The sequence below is a fragment of the Pseudomonas sp. GW822-FHT04H02 genome (genome assembly GCF_058800645.1).
Window position 1 is genome coordinate 893,087 of record NZ_JBXAMM010000001.1, and the last position, 26,805, is coordinate 919,891.

Annotated in this window: 26 protein-coding genes; 18 read left to right on the forward strand and 8 right to left on the reverse strand. The window is 61.5% G+C overall.

Annotated features, from left to right (window positions below; all coding sequences use genetic code 11):
* Positions 1-9: 9 nt before the first annotated feature.
* Positions 10-438: a hypothetical protein gene (locus AC1RMG_RS04230; RefSeq protein ID WP_493168450.1), complete on the reverse strand. Its 429-nt coding sequence runs from the start codon at positions 436-438 to the stop codon at positions 10-12.
* On the reverse strand, positions 435-905 hold the full coding sequence (locus tag AC1RMG_RS04235; protein ID WP_072450532.1) for a DUF6896 domain-containing protein: 471 nt from the start codon (positions 903-905) through the stop codon (positions 435-437). Before AC1RMG_RS04235 ends, AC1RMG_RS04230 begins: the two co-directional genes overlap by 4 nt.
* Between AC1RMG_RS04235 and AC1RMG_RS04240 the strand changes: the two genes are divergently transcribed.
* Together AC1RMG_RS04240 and AC1RMG_RS04245 are read left to right on the forward strand one after the other, a co-directional pair.
* Positions 904-1,182, forward strand: a complete 279-nt coding sequence (locus AC1RMG_RS04240; RefSeq protein WP_011061106.1) for a hypothetical protein — start codon at positions 904-906, stop codon at positions 1,180-1,182. The two genes, AC1RMG_RS04235 and AC1RMG_RS04240, sit on opposite strands and share 2 nt — an antisense overlap.
* 63 nt (positions 1,183-1,245) lie before the next feature.
* Complete coding sequence (locus tag AC1RMG_RS04245; protein WP_493168452.1) at positions 1,246-1,842, forward strand: hypothetical protein; 597 nt, start codon at positions 1,246-1,248, stop codon at positions 1,840-1,842.
* Between the two features lie 50 nt (positions 1,843-1,892).
* On the opposite strand, the gene AC1RMG_RS04250 is transcribed toward AC1RMG_RS04245, so the two are convergent.
* A complete protein-coding gene (locus tag AC1RMG_RS04250) occupies positions 1,893-2,531 on the reverse strand; it encodes a helix-turn-helix domain-containing protein (protein ID WP_493168454.1) in 639 nt (212 codons plus the stop codon).
* On the reverse strand, positions 2,528-2,860 hold the full coding sequence (locus AC1RMG_RS04255; RefSeq protein WP_493168456.1) for a type II toxin-antitoxin system HigB family toxin: 333 nt from the start codon (positions 2,858-2,860) through the stop codon (positions 2,528-2,530). Before AC1RMG_RS04255 ends, AC1RMG_RS04250 begins: the two co-directional genes overlap by 4 nt.
* An 891-nt stretch (positions 2,861-3,751) precedes the next feature.
* On the opposite strand from AC1RMG_RS04255, the gene AC1RMG_RS04260 reads away from it, so the two are divergent.
* From AC1RMG_RS04260 to AC1RMG_RS04270, 3 genes are all read left to right on the forward strand, one after another.
* Positions 3,752-4,315, forward strand: a complete 564-nt coding sequence (locus AC1RMG_RS04260) for a hypothetical protein (RefSeq protein ID WP_493168458.1) — start codon at positions 3,752-3,754, stop codon at positions 4,313-4,315.
* Positions 4,316-4,339: 24 nt separating this feature from the next.
* Positions 4,340-4,717, forward strand: coding sequence for a hypothetical protein (locus AC1RMG_RS04265; protein WP_110653312.1), 378 nt, complete (start codon positions 4,340-4,342; stop codon positions 4,715-4,717).
* A 438-nt stretch (positions 4,718-5,155) separates the two neighbouring features.
* Positions 5,156-9,673 carry an ATP-binding protein gene (locus AC1RMG_RS04270; protein WP_493168460.1) on the forward strand — a complete coding sequence of 1,506 codons (4,518 nt, stop codon included), beginning with the start codon at positions 5,156-5,158 and terminating at the stop codon, positions 9,671-9,673.
* Between the two features lie 386 nt (positions 9,674-10,059).
* Here AC1RMG_RS04270 and AC1RMG_RS04275 read toward each other — a convergent pair whose 3' ends face one another.
* Positions 10,060-10,323: a hypothetical protein gene (locus AC1RMG_RS04275; RefSeq protein ID WP_016967368.1), complete on the reverse strand. Its 264-nt coding sequence runs from the start codon at positions 10,321-10,323 to the stop codon at positions 10,060-10,062.
* A 985-nt stretch (positions 10,324-11,308) separates the two neighbouring features.
* Between AC1RMG_RS04275 and AC1RMG_RS04280 the strand changes: the two genes are divergently transcribed.
* The 11 genes from AC1RMG_RS04280 to AC1RMG_RS04330 all read left to right on the forward strand — a co-directional run bounded on the left by AC1RMG_RS04280 (position 11,309) and on the right by AC1RMG_RS04330 (position 22,605).
* A complete protein-coding gene (locus AC1RMG_RS04280) occupies positions 11,309-11,911 on the forward strand; it encodes a transposase (RefSeq protein WP_019093945.1) in 603 nt (200 codons plus the stop codon).
* A gap of 74 nt (positions 11,912-11,985) precedes the next feature.
* Positions 11,986-13,620 (forward strand): ShlB/FhaC/HecB family hemolysin secretion/activation protein, encoded by a 1,635-nt coding sequence (locus AC1RMG_RS04285; RefSeq protein WP_493168462.1) that lies wholly within the window; start codon positions 11,986-11,988, stop codon positions 13,618-13,620.
* A 19-nt stretch (positions 13,621-13,639) separates the two neighbouring features.
* Positions 13,640-15,457 (forward strand): DUF2341 domain-containing protein, encoded by a 1,818-nt coding sequence (locus AC1RMG_RS04290; protein ID WP_072441975.1) that lies wholly within the window; start codon positions 13,640-13,642, stop codon positions 15,455-15,457.
* A gap of 11 nt (positions 15,458-15,468) precedes the next feature.
* On the forward strand, positions 15,469-15,894 hold the full coding sequence (locus AC1RMG_RS04295; protein ID WP_011061113.1) for an ExbD/TolR family protein: 426 nt from the start codon (positions 15,469-15,471) through the stop codon (positions 15,892-15,894).
* Positions 15,895-15,897: 3 nt separating this feature from the next.
* Positions 15,898-16,608: an energy transducer TonB family protein gene (locus AC1RMG_RS04300; RefSeq protein WP_493168464.1), complete on the forward strand. Its 711-nt coding sequence runs from the start codon at positions 15,898-15,900 to the stop codon at positions 16,606-16,608.
* 40 nt (positions 16,609-16,648) lie between these two features.
* On the forward strand, positions 16,649-18,343 hold the full coding sequence (locus AC1RMG_RS04305) for a putative porin (protein WP_493168466.1): 1,695 nt from the start codon (positions 16,649-16,651) through the stop codon (positions 18,341-18,343).
* Positions 18,344-18,360: 17 nt separating this feature from the next.
* Complete coding sequence (locus AC1RMG_RS04310; protein WP_493168468.1) at positions 18,361-19,008, forward strand: DNA repair protein; 648 nt, start codon at positions 18,361-18,363, stop codon at positions 19,006-19,008.
* 20 nt (positions 19,009-19,028) lie between these two features.
* Entirely contained in the window at positions 19,029-19,514 is a 486-nt protein-coding gene (locus AC1RMG_RS04315; RefSeq protein ID WP_011061117.1) for a YbjN domain-containing protein, read from the forward strand.
* Positions 19,511-20,467, forward strand: coding sequence for a peptidylprolyl isomerase (locus tag AC1RMG_RS04320; RefSeq protein WP_011061118.1), 957 nt, complete (start codon positions 19,511-19,513; stop codon positions 20,465-20,467). Before AC1RMG_RS04315 ends, AC1RMG_RS04320 begins: the two co-directional genes overlap by 4 nt.
* A 174-nt stretch (positions 20,468-20,641) precedes the next feature.
* Positions 20,642-21,619, forward strand: a complete 978-nt coding sequence (locus AC1RMG_RS04325; protein WP_011061119.1) for a LysR family transcriptional regulator — start codon at positions 20,642-20,644, stop codon at positions 21,617-21,619.
* Between the two features lie 473 nt (positions 21,620-22,092).
* Entirely contained in the window at positions 22,093-22,605 is a 513-nt protein-coding gene (locus tag AC1RMG_RS04330) for a GNAT family N-acetyltransferase (RefSeq protein WP_011061120.1), read from the forward strand.
* A gap of 113 nt (positions 22,606-22,718) precedes the next feature.
* On the opposite strand, the gene AC1RMG_RS04335 is transcribed toward AC1RMG_RS04330, so the two are convergent.
* The gene (locus tag AC1RMG_RS04335; RefSeq protein WP_011061121.1) at positions 22,719-23,411 is read right to left on the reverse strand and encodes an aspartate/glutamate racemase family protein; all 693 of its coding nucleotides are present in this window, start codon (positions 23,409-23,411) and stop codon (positions 22,719-22,721) included.
* A 78-nt stretch (positions 23,412-23,489) separates the two neighbouring features.
* On the opposite strand from AC1RMG_RS04335, the gene AC1RMG_RS04340 reads away from it, so the two are divergent.
* A complete protein-coding gene (locus AC1RMG_RS04340; RefSeq protein ID WP_065363959.1) occupies positions 23,490-24,278 on the forward strand; it encodes a helix-turn-helix domain-containing protein in 789 nt (262 codons plus the stop codon).
* A gap of 183 nt (positions 24,279-24,461) precedes the next feature.
* On the forward strand, positions 24,462-24,953 hold the full coding sequence (locus AC1RMG_RS04345; protein ID WP_015635490.1) for an SET domain-containing protein: 492 nt from the start codon (positions 24,462-24,464) through the stop codon (positions 24,951-24,953).
* 48 nt (positions 24,954-25,001) lie between these two features.
* Here the strand turns inward: AC1RMG_RS04345 and AC1RMG_RS04350 are convergent, their stop codons facing one another.
* Positions 25,002-25,220 carry a hypothetical protein gene (locus tag AC1RMG_RS04350; RefSeq protein ID WP_011061124.1) on the reverse strand — a complete coding sequence of 73 codons (219 nt, stop codon included), beginning with the start codon at positions 25,218-25,220 and terminating at the stop codon, positions 25,002-25,004.
* Positions 25,221-25,282: 62 nt separating this feature from the next.
* On the reverse strand, positions 25,283-26,710 hold the full coding sequence (gene ccoN / locus AC1RMG_RS04355; protein WP_011061125.1) for a cytochrome-c oxidase, cbb3-type subunit I: 1,428 nt from the start codon (positions 26,708-26,710) through the stop codon (positions 25,283-25,285).
* Positions 26,711-26,805: the final 95 nt, after the last annotated feature.

Genomic DNA, 26,805 nt, shown 5'->3' on the forward strand with positions numbered 1-26,805 from the left:
GCTTTCTCATTAGTGTCTGGCCGCGTAGGTCTGGCCCGTCAGCAGCATGACGCCTTCTTTTGAGCAGACGCGGGTGATGCTGTTGATCACGACTTCAAGGCCGCTTGAATGCGGAAACAGCGAAAACAGCAACTCGAAATACAGGTAGTCCTGGACCAGGCGCGCCGCCAGATCGGGATGGTCCTTCAACAGCGTCCTGAAGCTTGGGTAGCCCAGCTCTGCAAGTTCCTGGATGTCGACAAAACCCTGGTCGATATCGTCGGTTTTGCATTCGGCGGCAAAGGTGTCCGCGCATTCAAGAAAGCGTTGCGGCAGATCGCCGTGGTGGATGCGCAGTTCATAGGGCGTTACCGGGATCGTCAGTGCCTCGCCGAAGCCCAGGCTGCGATAGCCGACGGTTCGTGGGTCGATGATTTGGCCGGCTGAGGTGAACTTCATGATGGGCTTCCGGGGTGCTCGGGGGGTGAAGGACTGTCGCTATCTTCGAGCGTGCGCGCTTGGGATCTAACGGTTGCGACGTAATAAAGGATATAGCCCGAATACACCAGCGAGCCTGCTGCCACTTCTTGGTCGAAGCACTGCTTTAGTTCATCCTCATCCGTAAAGCCGTATTCCACGAGCCTGTTCTCGGCAAAACCGGCCAGCCTCGATAGGGTTACGCCGTCGATTTCGCCCTGCTCGCCAAAGTCAAAGCTCACCGTTGCCGTTGGCAGGTGAACGGCGCAGCCATAGCCGTGCTTGAAGTAGCGAATACCGCCAGCCAGTTCTCCTTGATCCGGGATATCGGTTCCCACCCAATCGGCGTTGCTGGCAGGGAGGGGAATGGCGGATTGTTGCATCAGTTCGACAGCCGTGCGGATGCTGGCTTGGTAGTCGGAAACAAGATGGGCGAGGTGCGGGTTCATGGGCATTGGCATCGTGGGCAAGGGGGCAGAAGATTTCAGAGATTGCGGCGCGATACAAGCGGCGAGTGTGCTGGATGCGCGCCAGTACGTTGATATCGGTATATTCGCCCGGACAAATTTCGGAGCCGAAAACATGGGGTTTTCCACCACTGTCTGGGAATGGTACGGGCAGGATGAGTACAAGCGGGTGCTGGCGGTGGGCGAGGCGCAGTTGCGCCCCTTTCTGGAGGAACTGATGGTGGATTGTGGACGTGCGGTGCGTGGCGTGAAGTCTTGACCCAAGTATTGGCCAGAGGCTGTTAACGAATGCGGCAACCTGTGATGGAGTGGAGAGAAACGGATGTTTGACGAGCTGATATTTACCGGTGAAACGCCTGCAAAAGAGGATGCCTATGTCGGTGGTGGGGCCTGCCTGCCCACAGAGCTGGCTTGGCCCTGTTCGCCTGATGGAGTGCCGCTGACACACCTGATGGCCTTTCCTGGACATTGGTTTTCAGAGGCCCTGATCGACAGGAGTTATTGGGTTTCGGTTTTTGTGCCGTACTTGCCGGGCGAAGTCGGCCACTATCGAAAGTTGCGTGCCATCCAGGGGCGCTCGCAAGCGGTTGTCATGGGCTATGTTCGAGCCGGTTCCGAGCGGAATGAGGCGGCTCAGCCGATTTCAGATCGCGGGGCGGTACGGCTGGGGGTGAACCGCGACGTGGATGATGACGAGAACCTGGCCTCGAAGCTGGATGGCGTGGACGCTTGGCTGCAGGCGCCTGTTTCAGCGGAGGCAGGGCGCAGAAGGGTATCCATTTATGGGGGTGATCTGGATAGAGCGCTGCCTGAGCACAAAGGCGCGCTCTCGGATGGCATGGGGTATCTGTTTCTGGATGAGGATTTTTCAGAGCGGATAGGCGCGGGGATTGGTCGGTTCTTTTTGCAGTTGGGGTAGGGCGATAGGGCGTTAGCGTACGGAACTCAGAACGGCAGGATGGAAACGCGCTATCCCTTGGTCGGAGCTTTACCCAAGTGTCTGCGGCTCTTGGACGCTACCCGTTTGGATTCACCTGCGTCGGCACCTTTCACTGGGAGTAAGTTCCGGGAGATGTTGCTAGTGCGGTAATAAGCTGAAGTCTGTTTAGCCTTCGTCCAAACGGTTTCGAGTGGCGCCGCCTTTCCCGAGGCTGCCGATACGAACGCCCTAGGCTCCATCGAAAATCGCTCTGCCAGCGCGTATGCCATCTTGTGACTGATGGGGCGATCTCCACTGAGTACCTTGGATACCGCTGTTTTATCGCCAATTTCAGGGAGGTCAGAGCCCGTGAGCCCGAGCGTTTCCATCAGATCCTTGATCAACTGCACGGGGGTGCAGGTCGCCTCAAATGCAGCGTTCGATTCGCGAAACTGCTCGGAGTGGCGCTGGTAGGCCAGGATTTCATCCTCAAGTTCGACAAGAATTTTCTCTTCGATCTTGCTCAGCTCGCGCCCGTCAGTGAGTTCATCGAGCAGGTTGGTCGCACGCTCATAGTCGGCGGGGGTCTTGAGGCCGTGCACAAACTCACCACGCAGGCGCTCCAGTACCGCGTGTAGTTCGCCAAGCGTTGCGATCACGGTTTGAAGTTCGTTTCGGGCTGTACTCATCGTTTTACCCCTTGGTTGCTTGCATACCAGTCGTTGGCAAGGTCGTAGTCAGCATGTGTGTAGATGTGTTTGACGTAAAACTTCTGTCGGGTGTAGTTGACGCCGCCGATCACCCTGAGATTGTTTCCGCCTACGTCGATCACGACCCAGTTCGCTGCGGCTCTCGGTTTGAACAAGTCGATCCTTTGCGTACCGAAAAGCTTTTGCAGGTCTGCGAATCCTTTTGGGCGTGCCATCCTCAAAATCCGCAGGCAACGATCGAGCCCGGCCTTGTCGTCCGGATACAAAATCGCAGCATCGGTAAAACGTGATGGCGTGAGAATGTCCATAGGCTTCCCTGTCTTCGAGCCAATGCTACTCTGGTTGTGTTTTTTCACAACTGCGGTTTGTCGACAGCCTGAGACTTAATGGTTCAACCTTGCGAGGGGGCCATTCGGGCTATTCCTCCAGCAAGTTGCGACCGTCGCGCAGAGTCATTTCAGCGACCTGGGTGATGTGCTGTCGGTTGGTGTTGTCAGCATTTTTTCGGTGCGCGAGATGCGCTCGAAACGCGGGTTGGCGAACCGAGAGAGACTATGGGCGTTGGGTCCCGGAGGGGACAAGTCAGACGCGTCTGTAAGTTTTGTAGGATTGCATTATGGGGCTTGGCGGTTTGAGAACGGGTCAGTAAATAAATGAAATTCAATGACGGTGACAGGGTAAAAGTTAAGCCCCACGTGTGGTGGCCGAATGGCGGGGTTGGAGTGGTTTCGTTACCCCCAGAATATGTGAAGGAAGCCTTGGGTGGTGAAGTGGAGCTCTCTAGTACTCAACGAACTATGGCTGGAAAAGACAGGATTATTACCTGTGTATGGATTGATTTTGACGAGCCGGCAATGGATTGCAGTGATGACGGCCCTTATATCGGCGGAGAGGTTCTCTTGGAGTACCTGGAACATATATAGGGTGGAATTTAAAAAGTAAGACGGTCTGGCAGATTGCACTTCGCTTGTTTTTGTCCGCGAAAATGCTCCCGGTCACTTGCGGACGTTCCTCAGCCACCAGGGCCAACGCCGTGGCCCACCTGACGGCGCAACGATGGTTCCGCTGGCTTGCCCCATGGGTGGCTTGCAACTGCTGTTTTCGTCAAAGGCATAGGACGGATGTGCTAGATAGCTCTTTGCTACATGTTCAGGGTGCGAAGCTATTGCCTTCAAAAATAACGGCAAAGGACCGCCCCCATGATCGCTTTTACAAGGCAGCTTTTGCCTGCCGCATTACTGTGTAGTGCCCTCGCTGCCCAGGCGAGCGAAGTGCTGAAGGGCGACTACTGGGTCGTTCACTACCAGGGTGCCTTGGGCAAGAATCAGGTGTTCATCGCAGACGGCGACCCCACTCACATCATCAATCGTCCGGGTGGCGCGAAATCATTGGGTGTCTATCAACTTTACGAAGAGCCCGGTAAACCCAACTTCACCTCTTACGATGTCGAAATCGATTGTGCGAAGAACCGCGTGCGCATCATGGATGCGGCGGATTTCCACAGCGTGTTCAATGAATTTCGCAATGCGAAGTATTCCAGCCAGTGGCAGAGCAAACCTGACGCCTGGCTGGCACAAAGCCGTGACTTTGTCTGTAAGCCGACTGAACGCCAGGCCAAGAAGATGGAGCACTTGGGTGTGATGTCCGCGTCGCAAATGAGCAAGGCAGGGCCGCAGTTCTTCGAGATATTGAACCGCGAGGCCGCCAAGACGGCCATCATGCAGAAGATAGATGAAGGGTTCGCGCAGATGCCTGCCAAGTAACGCGGCCTTCAGGGAGAAGACCTTATGAACCGATTGTTTATGTTGGCACTGCTCGCCACCTTGCTCAGTGGCTGCGCATCATTGTCGGCCAGCAGTGCCTGGAAAGATCGCCCGGTGGGCGAACTGATCGACTTCTTCGGCGTGCCAAGGCAGATCATGGTGGCGCCGGAGGAAGATATGGTCGTGCTCAGATATGTACGTGACAGTAGCTATGTTTCACGTGAAGCCGCGGGTACTTACACGGGGCCGCAGAACGGGCAACTTGTGCACGCAGAATACTGGGAAGACGTGCAGCACTCAGGCAGTTGCGAAATCAATGTGTTCGTCAACAGAGCGCGATTGGTGGAGAAGGTGCGAACTAAAGGGCGTTGTGTAGCGGTCGAGATGGGGCCGGCAGGGTAGGAATGGGCCACTGGCGAGGGCAGATTCTACGAACATGCGCATCAAGACAGTGGTCGTCGACCTGCGCTACGGGCGCGTGCATGGCCCGCTTTGGGGTTCGAAGAGATCGGCAACCCTGTATCAGGCCTCATCCGAGAACTCGTAACGCTTTGCAATTGCAGAATTCCTTCTTGTGGAGTAGTGGGGGCTCTATAAAAACTGAGCCAACGAGGGGCCATGATTGGAGTTCCGGGTTTTCGTACAGAGTTTCTCGAAGCTGCCCTTCACGAAGGGCAGGAACCGGCCAGAAGCCGCCGTTCAGTGGTGTCTACGAAACTAGAGGCTATCCATCTTCCATTTATCGTCAAATGTTTTCAGCGCATACTCGCCGCTGAGCACCTAGCTCTAATGGGAACAGTGCCCTGTCGATGAAAAATCCGGATCTCAGATGGAAACCCAATGGACTATTCAAAAATCATCGGAAAGGACGATGGGCAAAGATTGTCTTTCGAGGAGCTCGTTTGCCAACTTGCCAGGCGCGACCGCCCCGAGTACGCCAAAGAGTTCAGGCGGATCGAAGGCTCGGGAGGCGACGGAGGGATCGAGAGCTATTGGGTTCTTCAGGACGGTTCTGAGGTCGGTTATCAGGCCAAGTATTACCTTAGATCACGGGATGTCGATTGGAGCAAAATCGACGAGTCGGTAAAGCAGGCTTTGAAATCTCACCCTGAGCTGAAACAGTATGTGATTGCCATTCCCTGCGACCTTACTGATCGCAGCGGGGCGCAGGGCGCAGGGAAAAAAGGGTGGGAGCACTGGAGTACGCACAAGCTTGCCTGGGAAGCGCTTTGTGCCCAAAGCAGCATCCCCACGGTTGAGTTCGTGGCCTGGACGGCGTCTGACCTGACCGACAAATTGTTACACCCTACAGCTGAGGGCCTACGAAAGTTCTGGCTTGGCGAGTTGGAGATGTCTGGGCAATGGTTTCGCAAGAATGTAGAACTCGCCGTAGAGTCACTCGATGAGCGATATCACCCGGAAGATCACGTAGAGGTTGGAATCGAGAGCCTCTTTAAAGTGCTCCTTCGCGATGAGGAAGTCACCACCGAACTCACCTCTGCTTTTTCCGCCGTAGCCAAAGCAGCCAAGCTCAGCAGCTTCGTAAAGGATGACTCCGACGCCGGGCTCATCGCTGGTATCCAGCGTGTCGAGCAGGAAGCGTCCAAGGCTTCAGCATTCGGCAGCAGATTTAGCTCCGACTCTTGGGAGCCTTGGCCCATTCTCGATTGCGTTGCAGCCTTGTCAGACGCCTCTCATAGCGTCTACGAATTGAAGGGCTGGGCTTGGCAAAATATGCCAAAGTCTGAATCCAGAAGGGATTACTCCTCTTCGGACATGAACTACCTGAGCCACAAGCTGGACGAGCTTTCAAATGCTCTCTACGGCTTGAGTTCAAAGCTGGAGGGGAAATTTTATTTCGCTGAGCAAAACCGTTTTGCCCTTCTGACAGGGAAGGCTGGCACAGGCAAATCGCACACACTCGGTACCGTTGCTCAAAAAGCGATTTCAGATGGGCACCCGGTGGTTTTGATTTTGGGGCAGCAATTAGGCTCTCAGGGTTTTTGGAGGCAAGCGACAGAAACACTCGGGCTGGGGGCTGTTGAGCCAGAGGTATTCTTGCAGGCCATGAGTTCTGCCGCTGAGGCCGCTCAAAAGCGCGGACTCATTCTGATCGATGCCATCAACGAAGGTGCCGGTGCGCAACTATGGAGGAATGAACTTCCCGCTCTGCTCGCCCGAGTCAACGCTTACGAGAACCTCGTTCTTGTCGTCACCTGTCGTACTGAGTACACGCCGTATGTAGTTCCGCCAAAAGTGATGGAGACGACAGTTGCCTTCTCCATTCGTGGCTTCGTGACGAATGTAGAGCAGTCGAGGGCCGCGAAGGTCTACCTGCACAAAAGAGGCATTTCCCAGCCTGATACGCCTTGGCTTTCCGCTGAATTTGTCAATCCGCTGTTTCTTCGCAGCGCGTGCGTTGCCCTTGCCCGAGACGGTTGTAAGCAATTCCCCAGAGGCCTGCATGGCACGAAGCAGGTTTTTGCATTTTACATCCGTAGTGTCGCGCGAAATCTAGGTGTCGGAAGAGACGGCAGCGAAGAACTGCTCGCTCCTACTACAGCGGCAATCTCGGCCATCGCCAGGTTGATGGCCACAGACAGGCGCGATTACGTGCTTTGGGCCGATGCTGTGCGAATTTCGACGGAAGTGTTTTCGAGTTTTCCTTCGCCACCTTCCAAAACCTGGTTTGATGTCCTGCAGAAGAACGGAATTTTTCGACTCGACCCACCACCGCGCCAGCTCGAAATTGATCCACTTGCTCCGGTCGAGGATATCGTGAGGTTCAGTTTCCAGCGACTCCAAGACCACCTCATGGCGGATGCGCTGCTCAGGGGTGTGACGGATCTAGGGCTCGAACTGGAGAATGGAGTTTTAAGCTTCATTCTTGACGGCGACAGATTCAAATGGGAGTGGGCTGGTCTCGCTGAAGCCTTGTCTATCCAAGTGCCTGAGCGTTTCGGCTCAGAGCTTATGGATGTGCTTCCGAGGGATATTGATATCTGGATCAACGACGACTCGGTCAGAGGTGCCTTCCTAGAGAGCTTGCGTTGGCGTAGCTCAAACGCCTTCACGGAGCGCACTTGGCGATATTACCAGGCTATCTTGGATGTCGATGATAGCCAGCTCTACGTGCTGATCGAACTCTGTGCCAACGTAGATCATCCTTGGAACGCTGAACTGCTTCACGACATTCTGATTAATAAAACGATGCCAGAGCGTGATGCTTTCTGGACGGTACCAATCAACGACTTCCATATGGTGGATGGCAGCACGATCCGCCGCCTCCTGGACTGGTGCTTGACCAGTCAGACCGAGAAAACGGATCGGCACGTACAGCTTCTTTGCGGGCTTGCGGTCACGTGGCTGACGGCGTCATCGCATAGAGAAATGAGAGACAAAGCTACCAAGGCGCTATCCGCATTGCTGCTTTCGAAGGTCGAGCTCTACGGTGAACTGTGCGAGAGGTTCGCTGGCCTTGATGATCTCTACGTCATGGAACGGTTGCACGGGGCTGGTTATGGCGCATGTTGTATCGACCCATCTCCAATGCGGTTGGAGCATTACGCCCCGGTAGCTTACCAGATGGTTTTCTCTGAGCAGTGCGTTCCGCTATCGATCATGCTGAGGGACTATGCATCGGGGATTGTTGAGCTGGCTGCCCACCATCGTTGCCTGCCTACCGAGGTCGATCTTAGTGCCTGTAGGCCACCTTATAAATCTCAGCCTGTTCAATTTACTGTTTCAAAAGCTCTTCTCGATGATGTCGCCACGAAAGCTGGAGGTGACGAAATCAAGCGTTCTTGCACTGGCGGGATAAGTGAGTTCGCTGATGAGATCAAGCATCGTGTCAGCTCATTTTCGAGCGTTGCTTTGACTTCTCAAATGCCCCACACACAATCCGAGATGAACGAGCGATTCGATATAGAGGTAGTTGCTCCTTACCCGGACAGGCAAGAAATCGTAGATGCGATCAGTGCTCTCCAATTTAATCCGTTCCGATTCTTGCTCCGCCCAGTCGAGGTACTCGAGAAGCTTGAGGAGCCCGAGGTGCTTGAGGACTGCGAGGCACTCGAGGCGCATGACCACTCCGAGGAGCTTCAGCAGCTAGAGAAGAAGCTTGTTGATCTACTGAATGTTGACGAAAAAAGAAGATTTACCGACGAGTTCAGATGGTGCATCGCCCGCTCGGAAAAGTATCCGCGCACGTTGGAAGGTGTCGACATGGCGGCGGCCAAACGGTGGGTCGCAAAGCGCGCCTATGACTTCGGATGGACAGACGAACTCTTCCCATCGGATAGCTACCGTCACAGCTATTCCCGCGAGAGGCCACTCTTTGAGCGGATTGGCGCCAAATATGAGTGGCTTGCGCTCGATGAACTCCTTTGCAGGCTAGCCGATAGTAATTGGCTCTCCGAAGCGCGAGTCGATGGAACACGTGATTACCGTTCATCCATCGATCTAGGTTTCCATCGAGATATCGACCCTACTGTTCTTCAAGGGCTGTCCGATGCGAGTGCTGATTTTGTAGATATCTCACCAATTGTTCTCGAGGAAGTATCCGAAGACTGCCTACAGGAATGGCCGTTCAAGCTTGACCCTAGCCTCGGGATGCCAAGTCTTGTAGGTCGAACCGACGAGGCAGGGGAAAAGTGGCTAGTCCTTTACGAGCATCGCTCCGTGGCGAATCGTTACGATGATGGAGAGAGCCGAGAGCACGGGCTACGTCTGCAGGAATGGCGTTTCCTCATGCCTGTCGTTGTCAGGAAAAAAGATCACAAACAGCTGATTCGCTTTCTGAGCACTCAGCGTTCTCTAGATGTTTCGAGATGGTCGGGACGCAGTTGCACGGACGACGGCTATCTGCTTGAGGCCCCATGGCGCTTTACCTGGGATCAATTGATGTGGGCACCTGCCTACTTTCATTACCAAGGTGAGCTCGAGGTGGCATTTCCCTGCCTTAAGTATCATTGGGAGTCCCATTTGGATGCCTCCCTTCCGGACGGAGCCTCTGCACATTTACCAGCCCCTTGGTTGGCAAATCAGCTTTCCATTACCCCTATGCTCTTAGATCCGCGTGTCTATGTGGATGTGCTAGGGAAGCCACAATTCATCAGCAACATGGACCCTGACGATGGTTCACACGCCTACATACGGCAGGACATATTTGAGCAGCTGTTGAAAGATAAAGACTTGGCGTGCGTGTGGACGTTTGTATCGGAGCGAGGCGTTTGGCCAGGCGGAGGAAATTCTCATGCAGCATGGAGACGGTCTGAAGGTGTAGTTTGGTTCGAACGAGGGAAGCCAAAAATGGAATCATGGAAGGAAGATAACTGTAATGGTGCAGAAGAAGGCTGAGCGCGGATTGTGTCGTTAGCGGCGCTGCATCGACGAAGGAAGGGGGGCGGCGAACCTAGTTTGTGATCCATGAGAGGTTCAGCCTCCACTCATTTCTTCAGCTTTTCAATCTGCCGGGCATCGCGTGAGTATTCGCATGCAAAATCGGCAGGCTTTCGCATAGTTCGTTACTGGGGACTTCGGCCTTTGCCGTGCTTTACCTGGTATGCGGACAGCGCCAACTAGGCGTTCAGAACTGACTCTATAATCGACTGACCGTTAGCGGCCCTCATGATCGGCTGCTTTTGGCCGATTGCAGCCACTTTTAAAAGACTTTCTCCCCCTAAAAAGTCCAAGGCCCCATTTGAAACGCTCCGCGCCACCAAGCAGCGCGGAGCGCCCAGGCGTCAGGCTTGAAGGCGCCAGCCCATCACTCCCAACAGGTCGCAGCTGTCACGCAGCAGAATCGCCGCTGCGTTGGAGATATGTTGCAGATCGGTGTCGTCAGCACTCTTGAACTCTGCGCGGGAGAGGCTTTCCAGCAGTTGAGTCACTGCCAGTAAACGTGCGGCACCGTTGGCATGCAGCACGTCCAATGGTGCGGTCTTGTCTATAAACAGGCAGGGAATAAGGCAGTCGATGCCGGTGATGGGGATGTATTGCTGAGTCATGGGAACCTCCGCTTGTGGGTAAGGGAGCTGTCCTGTCGTCGCCAGTCGAATAGGTGGCAGCTATACGCGGGTTGGCGAGCCGACTCATCCCACAATAATCGGCAGATCCGAGGATCTCCCGCGTACAGCCGCCATGAAAGATCGCCGTGAACATAAAGGGTCCTCGGCAAAGCTTGCAAGCGGAAGTGCCTGTGGGTGAGTTGCCAGGTCGCCAAACCCGGTCGCCATTGGGGCGAGTGGGGACTATGGGCGTTGGGTCTTGGGGTGACAAGTCAGACGCGTCTGCAAGTTTTGTAGGATTGAGGAGTGGGACTTGGCGGCCTGCGAGCTGGCCAGTTTTTCTGGGGGGTTGGGGTACATATCCGTTGCTGCGGTCACGGCCACTTAGGGTTTCGCCCTTACGGCGAGTCACTTTTACCAAACGCCGGAGTGCCGGCCCAGCGAAAAGTAACCAAAAGGGCTTGCCCCTCCATACGGCCCCTCGCTGGGGCTCGGGGTGCCCGAGCTCCGGCATTGCTCCGGGGGCCGCCGCCACCCGGCCATCCATGGCCGGGTGGCGGCTAGCTCGGCATCCTTGCCGAGCTGCCCCCTACGCAACGCCTGCGTTCGGCCGGCTGGGAAGGGGCTTGAAGATCAAGATCAAAAGCCAGAGCCAGAGCCACTGCAAACGGCGCGCCCGTCCGGGCGGCGCATTTTTAAGCCTTCTCCAGCACAACAATTCCCTCCCGTAGGAGCCGGCTTGCCGGCGAAGAGGGCGGCCTGGTCGTGCGCGGAATAACGACAGCCCAGCGCTGCATTGGCGGCTGTCTTCGCCGGCAAGCCGGCTCCTACAACGTTCGCGCGCTTCCCTCGTGAATGAAGCTTTTATGACAAAAGTTCGGTAGCACATGGCCACGCACGTCTTGGGTATGTAACGCGCTTGAGGGGGCCGCCAGGCCACTTTTTTAAGCCGAGGCGGGACGCCGGGAGTGAGGCTATGGGGACTATGGAACGCTACTCGAAAGTGGGCATGCAGGAGCTGGATCAACGGCTATCGAAGATCGTCGAGGCCGCGCGCAAGAAGCCGGTGTCGGTCTATCGCTACGGCGCGCCGTGGGTCTGGATCGTGTCCCAGGATGATTGGCAGGGCGCCTTGAAGGAGGTGGCCAGCTATATCCCGCCGGGGCATTCGCTGGTGCTGCTGCGTCCGCAGATCGATGAGTTGCTGGATCAGCACCGCGATCTGCTCCAGGGCCTCAATGCCGAGCCCGGCATGCTGATCGCGCCGCGTACGGTGATGCACATTCTGTTGCTGCAGTTGCTGTATTCGGTGCCCAGCGAGCAGCAGCTGTATGAACAGCTCAGTTACAACCTGTTGTTCCGTTGGTTCGTCGGTCTGGATCTGAACCAGAAGGTCTGGAGCTTCAGTGTCCTGAGTCGTGACATCGCCACGCTGTTGAACAACCCGCGGGCGGTGCAGTTGATCCAGAAAATCATCGGTGAAGTGTTTTGCGGCGCTCTGCTGCAAATGCCCGAGTTCTCGCTGAATTTTGCGCTGTTGCACACCTGGCTGGCGCGCCACGAAAACACCTCGATCAGCAGCAATTGAAGCGGCCAAACGCTGTGCAGACGGCGACGGCAATGCGCGTACGCGCGCCAATTTTCAGTTTTTTAGGGGGCGGTGTGGAGCATCTGGGCAAATCAGGGCGACCGGGCAGTGGCGGGCGCTGGTGGCCGTTGTGCGGTTGGTTGGCACTGGCGGCGCTGGTGCCGGCGGTGCAGGCCGAGGAGGGCGAGCCGGCCCCGGTCGAAGCCTCGGCCGCGGCGCGGTTGGTGGACGTCAATGAGTACTTCGTGCGTGGCAATACGGTGCTCGATGCCCGGGCCATCGAGGAGGCGGTGTACCCGTTCCTCGGGCCGCAGAAAGCTCTGGCCGATATCGAAGGCGCCCGGGATGCGCTGCAGAAGGTCTATCAGGAGCGCGGCTACCAGTCGGTGTTCGTCGAGCTGCCGGAGCAGAAGGTCGAGGACGGAATCGTCTACCTGCAGGTCAGTGAAACCAAGGTCGGTCGGGTGCGGGTGGTGGGGGCCAAGCATTACTCGCCGGTGGAGATCCGCGACCAGGTGCCGGCGCTCAAAGAAGGCGAGGTACCGGACTTTGCCACGGTGCAAAGCCAGCTGGCCGGGCTCAATCGCGGCGCCGGGCGCCAGGTCATGCCGCTGGTGCGTGAAGGCCAGCGCCCGGGGACCATGGACGTGGACCTGCAAGTGGAAGACCAGAATCCCTGGCACGCCAGCGTCGGCCTGAACAACGACTACAGCGCCGACACCGAGAAGCTGCGCACGGTGGTCAATGTCGGCTACGACAACCTCTGGCAACTGGGCCACAGCATTTCCCTGACCTATTTCACCGCGCCCCAGGACACCGACAACGCCAAGGTCTGGTCCGGTTCCTACACCGCGCCGCTGAGCGATCGCTGGGCCCTGCAGTTCTCCGGTTACCAGTCCGACAGCAACATCGCCACCATCGGCGGCAGCAACGTGCTGGGCAAGGGCCATTCCTACGGGGTGTCGGCAATCTACACCTTGCCCGCCGCGGGCAACTGGGCCAACTCGCTGTCGGTGGGCGTGGACTTCAAGGACTTCGAGGAAGAGATGCGCTTTGGCCGCAGCAGCGACCAGATTCCGCTGAAGTACGCCCCAGTGACCTTTGGCTACAACGGCTACCGCTACAGCGATAAATCCCAGCTGGGCCTGGGCCTGAACCTGATCGTCGGCACCCGGCGCTTCTTCGGCTACGGCAGCGACGCCGAGGAGTTTCACTACAAGCGCGACGAAGCCAGCGCCAGTTTCTCGGTGCTCAAGGGCGACCTGAATTTCACCTACACCTTCGCCAACGATTGGCAGTCGGCGTCCAAGGCGGCGTTCCAGCTGGCCTCGGGGCCGCTGGTGTCCAACGAGCAGTATTCCGCCGGCGGCGCCACCTCGGTGCGCGGCTACCTGGCCGCCGAGCGCACGGGGGACGAGGGCTACCTGTTTTCCCAGGAGCTGCGCACGCCGTCTTTGGCCAAGTTCCTCGGCAGCTACGTGCAGGAGTGGCGCTTCTACGCCTTTGCCGAAGGCGCGCACCTGTCGCTGCACGACCCGCTGCCCGAGCAGGAGGACGAATACAGCCTGGCCAGCGTCGGCCTGGGCACCCGCGCCAGTTTGAGCAAGTGGCTGTCCGGCAGCCTCGACTGGGGCTACCCGCTCAAAGACGGCCCCAACACCCAGAAATACGACCCGCGCCTGCACTTCAGTGTGCAAGCGACGTTCTGACTTTACGGAGACCCTTCACATGCAACGCTTATTCCTGAGCCTGTTGATCTGCCTGGGCTTCGTGCTCCCGGCCACGGCCCATGCCTGGTGGCAGGACGACTGGCATTACCGCAAGCAGATCAGCGTGGACACCACCCCGCAAGGCGCCGCCATCAATGAAGCCCTGGGCCGCACCGCGTTGCTGGTACGCCTGCACACCGGCAACTTCACCTTCGACGGGGTCAAGGAAGACGGCGCCGACCTGCGCTTTGTCGCCGCCGATGACAAGACCGTGCTCAACCACCAGATCGAAAGCTTCGACCCGCTGATGGGCATGGCGCTGATCTGGGTCGATGTGCCCAAGGTCGAGGGCGGCCAGCGCCAGGACATCTGGATGTACTACGGCAACCAGAAGGCCCCGAGCACGGCCAATGGCCAACTGACCTTCGACCCCAGCTACACCGCGATCTACCACTTCGACGGCAGCAACGGCACGCCGGCCAAAGACACCACCGCCTATGGCAACACCGCGCAGAACGCCACCGGCGCGGCGATCGACGGGGTGATCGGCCGGGCCCTGCAGTTCAGCGGCCAGCCGCTGCTGCTGCCGGCCAGCCCGTCGCTGCAGCACAACGCCGGCGGCGCCTTCACCTTCAGCGCCTGGGTACGCCTGGACCAGGCCAGCGGCGAACAATTGCTGCTGGCTCGCCGCGAAGGTGCCGGCAGCCTGCTGATCGGCATCAACCAGGGCATGCCCTTTGTTGAAGTGGACGGCCAGCGCGCTGCCTCCACCCAGCCGCTGAACCCGGGGCAGTGGCAGCACCTGGCCCTGAGCGGCGAGGGCAGCCGACTGGCGCTGTATGTCAATGGCCGCGAAACCGCGAGCCTGGCCCAAGCCATTCCAACCTTCAATTCGCCGTTGGCCATCGGCGCCGACTTGCCAGCGGCCGCCGGGGCCGAGGCCAGTCACTTCCAGCCCTTCACCGGGGCCCTGGACGAGCTGCGCCTGTCCAAGGTGGCGCGTCCGGCGGCGCTGATCCTGGCGGATGCCAGCGCGCAGGGCGCGGAGTCGAAGCTGGTGGCCTATGGCGTCGATGAAGAACAGTCGGGTTTTGGTTTCGGCAGCCTGGGTTTCCTGCTCAAGGCGGTGCCGGTGGATGCCTGGGTGATCATCCTGGTGCTGGTGGGGATGATGATCCAGTCCTGGGTGATCATGCTGCGCAAGAACCGCATGGTCAGTCGGGTCAGCGCCGCCAATGCGCTGTTTCGCGAGCAGTTCGCCAAGGTCGGCACCCGCCTGGAGATGTTTGCCGACGACCAGGTGCTGGCCAGTCGCCTGGAGCATTCCTCGCTGTGGCGCCTGTACCTGGTGGCAGTGAAAGAAATTCGCACCCGGCGCGAGCAGGGCGCCGATACCTCGTCGGTGTCGGCGGCCACCATCGAAGCCATCCGCTGCTCCATGGATGGCGTGCGCACCCGGGAAAACCAGCAGCTCAGTTCCAAGCTCTCGACCCTGTCCAACGCCATTGCCGGCGGCCCCTACATCGGCCTGCTGGGCACGGTGCTGGGGATCATGGTGGTGTTCCTCGGCACCGCCATGGCCGGTGACGTCAACATCAACGCCATCGCCCCGGGCATGGCCGCGGCACTGCTGGCCACCGCCATGGGCCTGTTCGTCGCGATCCCGGCGCTGTTTGGCTACAACCGCCTGATCACCCGCAACAAGGAAGTCGGCGCCGACATGCGGGTATTCGTCGACGAGTTCATCACCCGGCTGGCGGAGCTGCATGGCGAGAGCCAGCACAGCGAAAACGCCCACTGGCGGGTCAGCCACAGTAACGCGTCGGTTCCGGCCTGAGGAGAACTGCCATGGCTTCCGTGAACGCCTCCCATGACGACGAAGACGATGCCGCCGTCGACAGCATCAACATCACGCCCCTGGTGGACGTGCTGATGGTGGTGCTGGTGATGTTCATCCTCACCGCCACCGCCCAGGTCTCGGGCATCCAGATCCACTTGCCCAAGGCCAGCGCCTCGGTGTCGCTGTCCGAGGCCAAGACCAAGGCCATTTCGGTGAACGATGGCGGCCAGGTGTTCCTCGACGCCTACCCGGTGACCCTGGGCGAGCTGGAAGAGCGCCTGCGCATCGAGAAAGCGCAGAACCCGGACTTCCCGATCATCGTCCGTGGCGATGCCACGGTGCAGTACCAGAAGGTCATCGAAGTCCTCGACCTGCTGCGTCGCCTGGAGTTGTCCCAGGTCGGCCTGGTCACCGGCAAACCGAGCCAGGGCTGAGCCATGAGCGCACATCAACCGTTCGAGCTGCCGCCGGTACAGAACAAGCCGCGCGCCCTGCGCCTGCTCAAGTGGGGCGCGGGGCTGCTGCTGGGTGCCGTGGCGGCCTGGCTGCTGTGGCAGTGGGCCAATGACATGGCCGGGGTGCGCCGGGAAGCGCCGAAGGTGCCGACCATCATCCCGCTGCCGCCTCCGCCGCCTCCACCCCCACCGCCGCCGGAGAAACCCAAGGAGCCGGTGGAAGAAAAGATCCCGGAGCCCGAACCCACGCCCACCCCGGAGGAGGTCAAGCCGGAGGAGGAAGCACCACCATCGCCGGCGGACGATCTGGCCAACCCGATGCAGATCGATGGCGACGCCCAGTCCGGCAACGACGGCTTCAACGTCGGTGCCGGCAAGGGCGGCGGCATGGCCGGCGCCGGTGGCGGCGGGCTGGGCACCGGGACCTACAAGCAGTACCTGGCGGCGACCTTCCAGCGCGCGCTGCGCGAAGACCCGGAGTTGCGCAAGAAAGCCTATGCCTTGCAGGTGGACCTGTGGCTGGGCGCCGACGGGCAGGTGACCCGCGCCGAGCTGGCCGGCTCCAGTGGCAACCCCGAGACCGACCAGCAAGTGCTGGCGGCGCTGCGGGCCACGCCGCGCCTGAAAGAGCGCATGCCGGCCTCCCTGACTTTGCCGGTACGCCTGTCCCTCAAGGGCCGGCGACCGGAATGAGCAAACCCCTATTTGCAGTTTCTACAGGAGTTGTGTGCAGATGATTTCCACCGTGAATCGATTGACCCTGGCGCTCGGCATGGTCGCCCTGACCCTGGCCGGACAGGCCACGGCCGCCGCGGCCGCGCCCTCGGAGAACGCCACGATCAACCTGATCCGTCTGTTGGTGCAGCAGGGGGTATTGAAGCAGGAGCAGGCCGACGGGCTGATCGCCCAGGCCGAGAAAGAAGCCCAGCAGGCCCGCGCGGCCACCGCCGTGGCGGCAACCGGCCCGGCTGCGGCGCCCGGTGATGTGCGAGTGCAATACGTGCCGGCCATCGTCCGCGACCAGATCCGCGATCAGGTCAAGGCCGAGGTCATGGCCACCGCCAAGCAGGAAAACTGGGCCCAGCCCAACACCTTCCCGGACTGGATCTCGCGCATCAGCTTCGACGGCGACATCCGCCTGCGCGACGAGTCGCGGTTCTTCGCCGACAACAACAGCAACGAGATCGTCGACTACGCCAAGCTCAACGACAGTGGCCCCTACGACGTCAACAAGGACACCAACAGCAAGCTGCCGCCGCTGCTCAACACCCGCGAGGACCGTGACAACCTGTTCCGCCTGCGGGCACGCCTGGGGATGAAGGCGGTGATCTCGCCGGAATGGACCGCCGGCATCCGCATCGGCACCGGCTCGGACAACAATCCGGTGTCCACCACCCAGACCCTGGGCGGCGGCTTCGGCAAGAAGGACATCTGGCTCGACCAGGGCTACCTGACCTGGAAGGCCACCCAGGACCTGACCCTGACCGGCGGGCGGATCGCCAACCCGTTCTATTCCACCGACATGCTGTACTCCAACGACCTCAATTTCGACGGCGTGGCGGCGATCTTCAACCACAAGCTGAGCAGCAACTGGGGCCTGTTCGGCACCCTCGGCGCCTTCCCGGTGGAGTACACCAACGACACCGCCACCAGCAACGGTTTCGACAAGAACGAGAGCGACACCAAGTGGCTGTTCGGCGGGCAGGTCGGCGCCAACTGGAAGATCAACCGCAGCAACAGCCTCAAGGGTGCCCTGGCCTACTACCGCTTCGACGACATCGAGGGCCAGCGCTCCAGCCCTTGCGCGCCCTGGGCCGGGGCCCCGGGCTGCGACACCGATGGCTCGCGGGTCGCCTTCATGCAGAAGGGCAACAGCGTGTTCCTGCTGCGCGACATCACCCCCAACCCGGCCACGCCGGGCCTGACCCCGCAGCCGCAGTTCGTGGGCCTGGCCTCGAAGTTCGACGTGCTCGACCTGAACCTGGCCTGGGACACCGAATTGCCGGACGACCTGCGCCTGCGCAGCCAGACCAACTTCATTCGCAACCTGGCCTACGACAAGGGCGAGATGCTCAAGCGCAGCGAAGGCGAGATCGTCAACAACATCAACAGCCAGGGCCAGTTCGAAAGCGGCGGCAATGCGCTGATGGTGCAGTTCACCCTGGGCAACGCCCTGGAGATGAAGAAGTCCGGCGACTGGAACCTGCTGGCCGGCTACAAGTACATCCAGCCCGATGCCTTGCCCGACGGCTTCAACGATTCCTCGTTCCACCTGGGGGGCACCAACGCCAAGGGCTATTTCCTGGGCGGCAACTACGGCATCGACAAGAACATCTATGCCACGGCCCGCTACATGAGCGCCTCGGAAGTCTACGGGCCGCGCTACGAGGTGGACGTGATGCAGCTTGAACTCAACACGCGCTTCTAAGTGCAGGGAGGAAGGTTATGAACAGCCGAGCGAGGGCAGGGGCGGCGAGCCTGTTGCTGGTCTGGGGCGTGCTGGCCAGTGTCGGCGCCAGCGCCGAAGGCATGGAGGAGCGTCTGCGCACCCAGTTGCGCGGCACCACCCAGCAGCTGCAGGCCCTGCAAAGCGAACAGGCCCAGGCCGCGGCGGCGCGGGTCGCCGCCGAGAACGCGGCCAGGGAGGCCCAGGCCCAGGTCAAGCAACTGACGGCCGAGCTGGCCAAGACCCGCGGTGTGGCAGAGCAGTTGGCCGGCCAGCAGCAGAGCCTGCACAGCCAGGCCCAGGCCCAGGCGGCCGCCAGCAGCGAGCAACTGGGCAAGTTCAAGAAGGCCTATGAGGACCTGCTGGTGCTGGCCCGGGGCAAGGAAGCCGAACGGGCCAGGTTGCAGGCGCAATTGAGCGAGCGTGACACACAAGTGCAGCAATGTGCGGTCAAGAATCAGCAGATGTACGGCATCGCCAAGCAGATCCTGGCGGCCTACGAAAACATCGACGTGGCCGAGGTGGTGAAAATCCGCCAGCCCTTCGCCGGCAGCGCCCGGGTCAAGTTCGAGGAACTGGCCCAGGGCTTTGGCGACGAGCTTTACCAGACCCAGTTCGACGCCCCGCGGGCGGCGAGCACCCACTGATCACCAGGGAAGAGATGACCATGACCTTGATTAACAGCGTCACCACCGAAAGCCTCACCGACCTGCTGCAAGGCGCCGGCTACCGAGTCAACCAGACCGAACAGAACGGCATCGTGCAACTGCTCAGCGCCAGCCAGGGCATCGGCTACGCCGTGCGCTTCGGTAACCCGGGCAGCGAAGCCGGGCACTACGTGGACTTCACCTACAGCTGCGCGCTGCGGGTGCAGGGCGAATTGCCGGCCGGGCTGGCGGAACTGTGGAACGCCTCACGGCGCTTTGCCCGGCTGTCGCTGCAGGGCGAATTCCTGGTGATGGAGATGGACGTGGTGGTGGCCGGCGTCGGCGAGACCCACCTGCGCAGCCAGCTGGAGCTGTGGGATCGGTTGCTGCAGGAGTTCATCGTCTACCTGCGCGAATACAGCCAGCAGGCGGCCCAGTTGCAGGCCCAGGCCGAAGCGCCCCAGGCGGCGCAAAGCCAACCCCGGGAAGAGGCGGCCACCCTGTGAAAAAGCCCACCCTGGTGGTCGGTGCCGGGGCACTGACCTTGCTCGGCCTGGCGTTGGGCCTGGCCCTGCGCCCGGGCAATGACCCGGTGGCGGCGCAGCAGCCGGCCCCGACCCTGCTGCAACAACAAGTGGCGTCTACGCCCGCTGTGGCGCGCCTGGGCAATCAGCAGGTGGCGGCCGAGGAGCTCAAGCGCCTGTTCGCCAGCCTGCCCGAGGAATCCCGGGGGCAATTGCGCGGCAATCGCCCGGCGCTGGAAGCCTGGATTCGTTCACGGCTGGCGGAAAAGGCCGTGCTGGAGCAGGCCGATGCCCAGGGCTGGCGCCAGCGGCCGGAGGTGGAGCAGCAGACCCGCGCCGCCACCGAACAGATCGTGTTTCGCGACTATCTGCAGTCGGTCAGCCAGGTGCCGGCGGACTACCCCAGCCCGGCGGAGTTGCAGCAGGCCTATGACAGCGGCAAGTCGGCGTGGATGACACCGCCGTTGTACCGGGTCAGCCAGATCTTCCTCGGGGTCGCCGAGCCCCAGGCGGCCGAGCAGGTACGCCGCCAGGCGCAGGAGCTGAGCCGCAAGGCCCAGGCCGCGCCGGGGGAGTTTGCCGCCTTGGCGGCGCAGTACTCCCAGGACCGGGACAGCGCCCAGCGCGGTGGCGACTCCGGCCTGCAGCCCTTGCAGCAACTGCTGCCGGAGGTGCGCAGCGCGGTGGCCCGGCTCAAGGTGGGCGGGGTGTCCGAGGTGGTGCAGAGCGCGGCGGGTTTCCACGTGCTCAAGCTCACCGAACAGCAGCCGGCACGGACCGCCAGCCTGGACGAACTGCGTGATCGCCTGACCCAGGCCCTGCGCGCCCAGCGCCAGGAGCAGATCGCCAAGGCCTACCTGGAAGGCATGCTCAACACTGCGACCCTGAGCATCGATGGCGCGGTGTTGAACCAGGTCCTGGAGGACAAGCTGTAGGAGCTGGCTTACCAGCGAAGGCGATCTCACAGGCCCCTTCGCCGGCAAGCCGGCTCCTACGAGGCAATACGCAGCACCGGCAACTGTAGGAGCTGGCTTGCCCGCGAAGGCGATCCCACGGCCCCGCCGTCCGCCCGCCAAGGAAGCAACATTCAACAAGACAGGGAGTCATCAATGTCATTTCTCGAACCCGCTCCACTCCAGGGCTTTGCGCCATACACCGCGCCCCAGGAACCCCGGGAAGCCTGGCTGGCCCTGGCCGCCGGCATCGAACCTGCGGTGGCCCAGTATTTTCTGGTCAGCGCCCGTTGCGGCTGCTTCATGCAGGCGGCCCGCAGCCTGAACATCAAGGCCACGCTGCTGCGCAAGCAACTGGCGCAGTTGGAGGAGCACCTGCGCCGTTCGCTGTTCTGCTACCAGGGCAATGCCTTGAGCCTGAGCCGCGAAGGCCTGCAACTGCAGGCCCAGCTGATTGCCCTGGCCCACCAGCGGCGGCTGCCGGTGATCGAGCAACCCCTGATCCGCGTGGCCGTGGCGGAAACCATCCTCCACGACATCCTTGGCCGTGACCTGATCGCCTTGCTGCGGCGCAACGCCAGCGCGCGGCTGGAAATCATCTCCATCGACAGCGACCTGTCCCTGCAGGCCCTGAGCGCCGACCTGGTGCTGTGGCTGGCGGCCGAGGACTCACCCCTGCCGGGCCCCAGCTTCGCCACCCGCGAACCCATGCCCCTGGCGCGCATCGACTACCTGCCGCACATCGCCAAGCGCTACTCCCGGGTCGCGGCCCGCCCCGACAGCCTGGACGACCTGGCGGACTACATGCTGGTGCAGTGGCAGCACGACCGTCATATCGAGCCGTTCCGGCCCTGGAACAGCCTGGTGGAACAGCGCCTGGCCGGGGTGGTGCAGGTGCATTCCTATGAACTGATGCTGGAGATGATCCGCTGCAGCGCCTGCATTGGCCTGCTGCCGCAGTACATGAGCCGCTTCGACCGCGGCCTCACCGCCTTGCCGGGCCTGTTCGAGGAAAGCATGCAACGCCGCGCCTGGCTGGCGGTCAATGCCCAGGTGGAGCATGAAGAGCAGGTACAGCAACTGGTGGAACTGATCCTCAACACCTTCAGCGAACGCCAGGACTGGTTCGTCTGAACGGACCCGCCCGCTCTTGCAGATATTCACCCCACGCCCACGAGCGGGCACCCACCGCGACTCCATGCAGGAGCCGGCTTGCCGGCGAAAGGGCCCGCCAGCCCTGCGCCGGTTCCGGAAACGTCTTCGCTGGCAAGCCAGCTCCAACCAGGGGCACCCACCGCTATTCCATGCAGGAGCCGGCTTGCCGGCGAAGGGGCCCGCAAACCCTGCGCCGGTTCCGGAAACGCCTTCGCTGGCAAGCCAGCTCCTACCAGGGGCACCCACCGCTATTCCATGTAGGAGCCGGCTTGCCGGCGAAGGGGCCCGCAAGCCCTGCGCCGGTTCCGGAAACGCCTTCGCTGGCAAGCCAGCTCCTACGGGTGTGCCTGCGAGGCGGTTCCTTGCCGGCGAACGAGCACCATTGTCCTCGTCATCCAGAGGCGCATGCCCGTACACTCGACGGCCATTTCGACTTCAAGGATGACCTCGCCATGCCCAACGCCCATCCCACCATCGTCATCGAGCGGTGCAACGAAGCTCATATCGACGGCCTGACGGCGCTGTACAGCGAACCCAGTGTGGCGGCCCAGACCCTGCAACTGCCTTACCAGTCCCGCGAGTTGTGGCGCAAGCGCGTCGGGCTGGGGCAGGAAAACGAGGGGCTGGTGGCCCTGGTTGCCCTGCACCAGGGTGCGGTGATCGGCAGTTGCAGCCTGCTGCAGGTGGCGCGGGTGCGCCGGGCCCATTGCGCCGATATCGGCATGGGCGTATCCCCGGCCTGGCAACGCCAGGGCATCGGCAGCCGCCTGCTGGCGGCCGTGCTGGAGGTGGCCGACAACTGGATGAACCTGCGCCGTGTGGAGTTGACGGTGTATGCCGACAACCAGGCCGCCATCGGCCTGTACCGCAAGTTCGGCTTCGAAACCGAAGGCCAGCTGCGCGACTACGCCGTACGCGACGGCGGTTATGTCGATGTGCTGAGCATGGCGCGCTTGCGTCGTTGAGACCGGGTTCGTGTAGCCGCTGCCGCAGGCTCGGGCCGCGTTCGGACGACCGGCTCCGCAGCAGAGGCAGGGATCCAGGCGATCGCCATGCAAGGCCCTGCGGGCCTTGACGTTCACTCCAGCAAAGCGAAATCCACCGCCGCCCGGGCATGCAATTCGGTGGTGTCCAACAGGGGCAGGGCGCTGTGCTCGGGCTTGAGCAGCAGGCCGATTTCCGTGCAGCCGAGGATGATCGCCTCGGCACCACGGGCCTGGAGCCCGTCGATCACGTGTTGGTACAGCCGCCGCGAGCTCTCGCTGACAACGCCCACGCACAGCTCCTCATAGATGATGCGGTGCACCGCCTGGCGCTGCGCTGCATCGGGCACCAGCACCTTCAGGCCCTGGTCTTCCAGGCGGCCTTTGAGGAACGCCTGCTCCATGGTGAAGGCTGTGCCCAGCAGCCCCACGCTCAGGGTGCCGGCTGCCTGGGCGGCCTGCACCACGGGGTCGGCAATATGCACAAAGGGCACTCCAATGGCGGCCTCTATCTGCCCGGCGACCTTGTGCATGGTGTTGGTGCAGAGCACCACGCATTCGGCGCCGCCGGCTTCCAGGCGCCGGGCTGCCTCCACCAGGATCGCCGCCGCGTCGTCCCAGCGCCCGGCATGCTGGGCCTGTTCGACAGGCCCGAAGTCGACGCTGTACATTAACAGCCGCGCTGAACGCAGCGGCCCCAGTCGATCGCGAACCTGCTGATTGATCAGGCGATAGTATTCGGCGCTGGACTCCCAGCTCATGCCGCCGATCAGGCCGATGGTGCGCATGGGCAACTCCTCTGTGGTGCGGTTGGGTAAGCCTCAGTTTCACGCCGCCACGGGTGGCGATCTATCAGGAAATTTCACATGCCCCAGGTGCTCGAACATCGCCTGCTGGACGGCCGCCTGCTGCTGCAACTGCTGCCGGCCGCGGCCTACAGCGCCCGCGATCCGGCCCAGTGGCAGACCTTGGGGGTGACCCTGGAACGCCAGCGCGGGGTGCATGCCATCGACTCCGACCGCCGCGAGGATTTCGATACCTGGCCCGGCACCCTGGCCCTGACGCCCGCAGGCATTGAGGTGTTTTCCGAATCCGCCATGGGCGGCGAATACCTGCTGCTGCGCTGGCAGGGCGCGACGCCGCTGGTTCCTGGCCAGCGCCGGATGCAGAGCCCGGGGCATGCCCGCGCCCTGGCCCTGGGGCGCGAAGCCAGGCGCCTGTTGCTGGCGCCCGAGGCCGATGAGCTGGCCCTGGAGCAATGCGCGCTGACGTTTCTGGGGCTGGCCCAGCCCGGTCGTGCGGCGCCAGCCCCGGCCCCGGATTTGGGGCAGGTGCTGCAACAGATGGCCGATGAATACGCCCGGCCCCTGTCACTGGCGCAACTGGCCCTGACCTACGGCCACAACGAACTGCGCCTGCTGCGCGACTTTCGTCGTGCTGTAGGCATCACGCCCCATGCCTGGATCACCGAGGTGCGGCTGCAAGCGGCCCGGCGGCTGCTGGAGCACACGGACCTGCCCCTGGCGGCGGTTGCCCAGGACTGTGGTTTTGCCCATCAGTCCCACCTGGGCAGCGCCTTGCGCCAAGCCACCGGCCTGACGCCGCGTCAGTACCGGCTGCAGTTTCAGTGCCGAGCGGCGGATACTGCGCTGTAGATTTTGCCTGGTAATGCCTTGCCAGTGATCGTCGCCAGCGGACCGCAGGATCATCATCGATGGACGCAGCTACAGGGCTCGGCGAGCCGGCGGGCAAACAACTCAACGCCCGACACCGGCATCTGCCATGCTCAGGGCCGGCGACCTGCTGTTCTCAAAGGTCGAAGCCAGGGACACAGCACAATGGACGATATCCAGCAACTGGGCGAGATGCTGCGCCACTACGCGGCCAGTGAAGCCCACAAGAAGCAGCTGTTCGACAGCCAGTCGGTGGTCTGGGCGCGTCGCATTCATCAATTGTTCGGGCAGATCGAAGACTGGCTGGCGCCGGTATTGCTGCCGGACCTGCTGGCGTTGCAGCGCGAGCCCTATGTGGCCTTCAGCCCGGCGGTGCCGCTGGAGGTCTCGACCTTCAAGAGCGAGAAGCTGACCATCCATATCGCCGGCAAACCGGTGGAGTTCGTGCCGGATGTGATGGGCCCCCAAGGGCAGATTTCCCTGGCGGTGATCGGCCTGACTGCGGCGCGGCTGGGCAGCGTGTCCCTGGTCGGCGAGGCTTCGGGCGGCTGGCAATGGCGCAAGACCAACGGCTTGAAGGACCCTGACGTCTTTGCCTTTGACGGCAATTTCCTCGCCGCTCAGTTGCAGAGCCTGATCCCCCGCGAGCGCGCCTGACCCGGCCAATACCCCCACTGTAGGAGCTGGCTTGCCAGCCAAAGCGCTCTACATGTCCAGGTTGATCCAACCCGGCTTGGCTTCCTCCGGCGCCACGGCGTTGATTTTCTTGCCCGTGGCCAGCTCCACCCGGCGGGCTACGTCGGGGTCGTCGGCGAAGGGGATCAGGCTGGCGTCGTCCAGGCTCTTGGCACTCTGGTGACGCAGGCAGTACTCGATGCAGAGGTAGAGAAACGCCACCCCCAGCAGGTTGAGCAGTATATCCATGGGTTTTCAGGCTCCCTGAAACGCAACACGCCGGCCACGGGGGCCGACGTGGGGCAGGTGGGTCAGGCGATCCGGGCGTCGCTCAGCGCCAGGCGCTCATCGGCAACGCGCACGGTGCGCCAGGTGTTGTAGGCCATCAGCAGCATGCCGCTGAGGAAGAACACGCCGCCGGCGAAACGCACCACGAACCCCGGATGGCTGGCCACCAGGGCCTCGACGAAGGAGTAGGTGAGGGTGCCGTCTTCGTTCACCGCGCGCCACATCAGGCCCTGGGTGATGCCATTGACCCACATCGAGGCGATGTACAGCACGGTGCCGATGGTGGCGAGCCAGAAGTGCAGGTTGATCAGCGGCACGCTGTACATCTGCTCGCGGCCGAAGACCTTGGGCACCATGTGGTAGATGGCCCCGAAGGTGATCATCGCCACCCAGCCCAGGGCACCGGCGTGTACGTGGCCGATGGTCCAGTCGGTGTAGTGGGACAGGGCGTTGACGGTCTTGATCGCCATCATCGGGCCCTCGAAGGTGGACATGCCGTAGAACGCCAGGGACAGCACCAGGAAGCGCAGGATCGGGTCGGTGCGCAGCTTATGCCAGGCCCCGGAGAGGGTCATCATGCCGTTGATCATGCCGCCCCAGCTCGGGGCCAGGAGGATCAGCGACATGGCCATGCCCAGGGACTGGGCCCAGTCCGGCAGCGCGGTGTAGTGCAGGTGGTGCGGGCCGGCCCAGATGTACAGGGTGATCAGCGCCCAGAAGTGCACGATCGACAGGCGATAGGAGTACACCGGGCGCCCGACTTGCTTGGGCACGAAGTAGTACATCATCCCGAGAAAGCCCGTGGTCAGGAAAAAGCCTACGGCGTTGTGCCCGTACCACCACTGGACCATGGCGTCGGTGGCCCCGGAATAGACCGGGTAGGACTTGAACCAGTCCACCGGGATCGACAGGTGGTTGACCACGTGGAGCATGGCGATCACCAGGATGAAGGCGCCGAAGAACCAGTTGCCGACGTAGATGTGCTGGCTCTTGCGCCGCACCACGGTGGTGAAGAACACAATCGCGTAGGCGACCCAGACCACCGCCATCCACACCGCGCCGGCGAATTCGATCTCGGCGTATTCCTTGGTGGTGGTGTAGCCCAGGGGCAGGGTGATCAGCATGATCACGATCACCGACTGCCAGCCCCAGAAGGTGAAGGCGGCCAGGGTGTCGGAGTACAGCCGCACCTGGCAGGTGCGCTGGACCGCGTAGTAGCTGGCGGCGAACTGCGCGCTGCCGGCGAAACCGAAGATCACCAGGCTGGTGTGCAGCGGCCGCAGCCGGCCGAAGGTGCTCCAGGGCAGGTCGAGGTTCATCTCCGGCCACACCAGCTGCGAGGCAATCCACACCCCCATGGCCATGCCGATCACGCCCCATACCACTGTTGCGACGACGAATTGGCGAACCACCTTGTAGTTGTAGGCCTGTCCGATTGTTGCTGAGTTCATGGTCAATGCTTCCACGGTTGCAAAGTCTTGCCAGGCCACCCGGTCTGGCACGGGGTGCACTGTAGGAATCAGCGGGGAAACAAAACAGGCTCAGA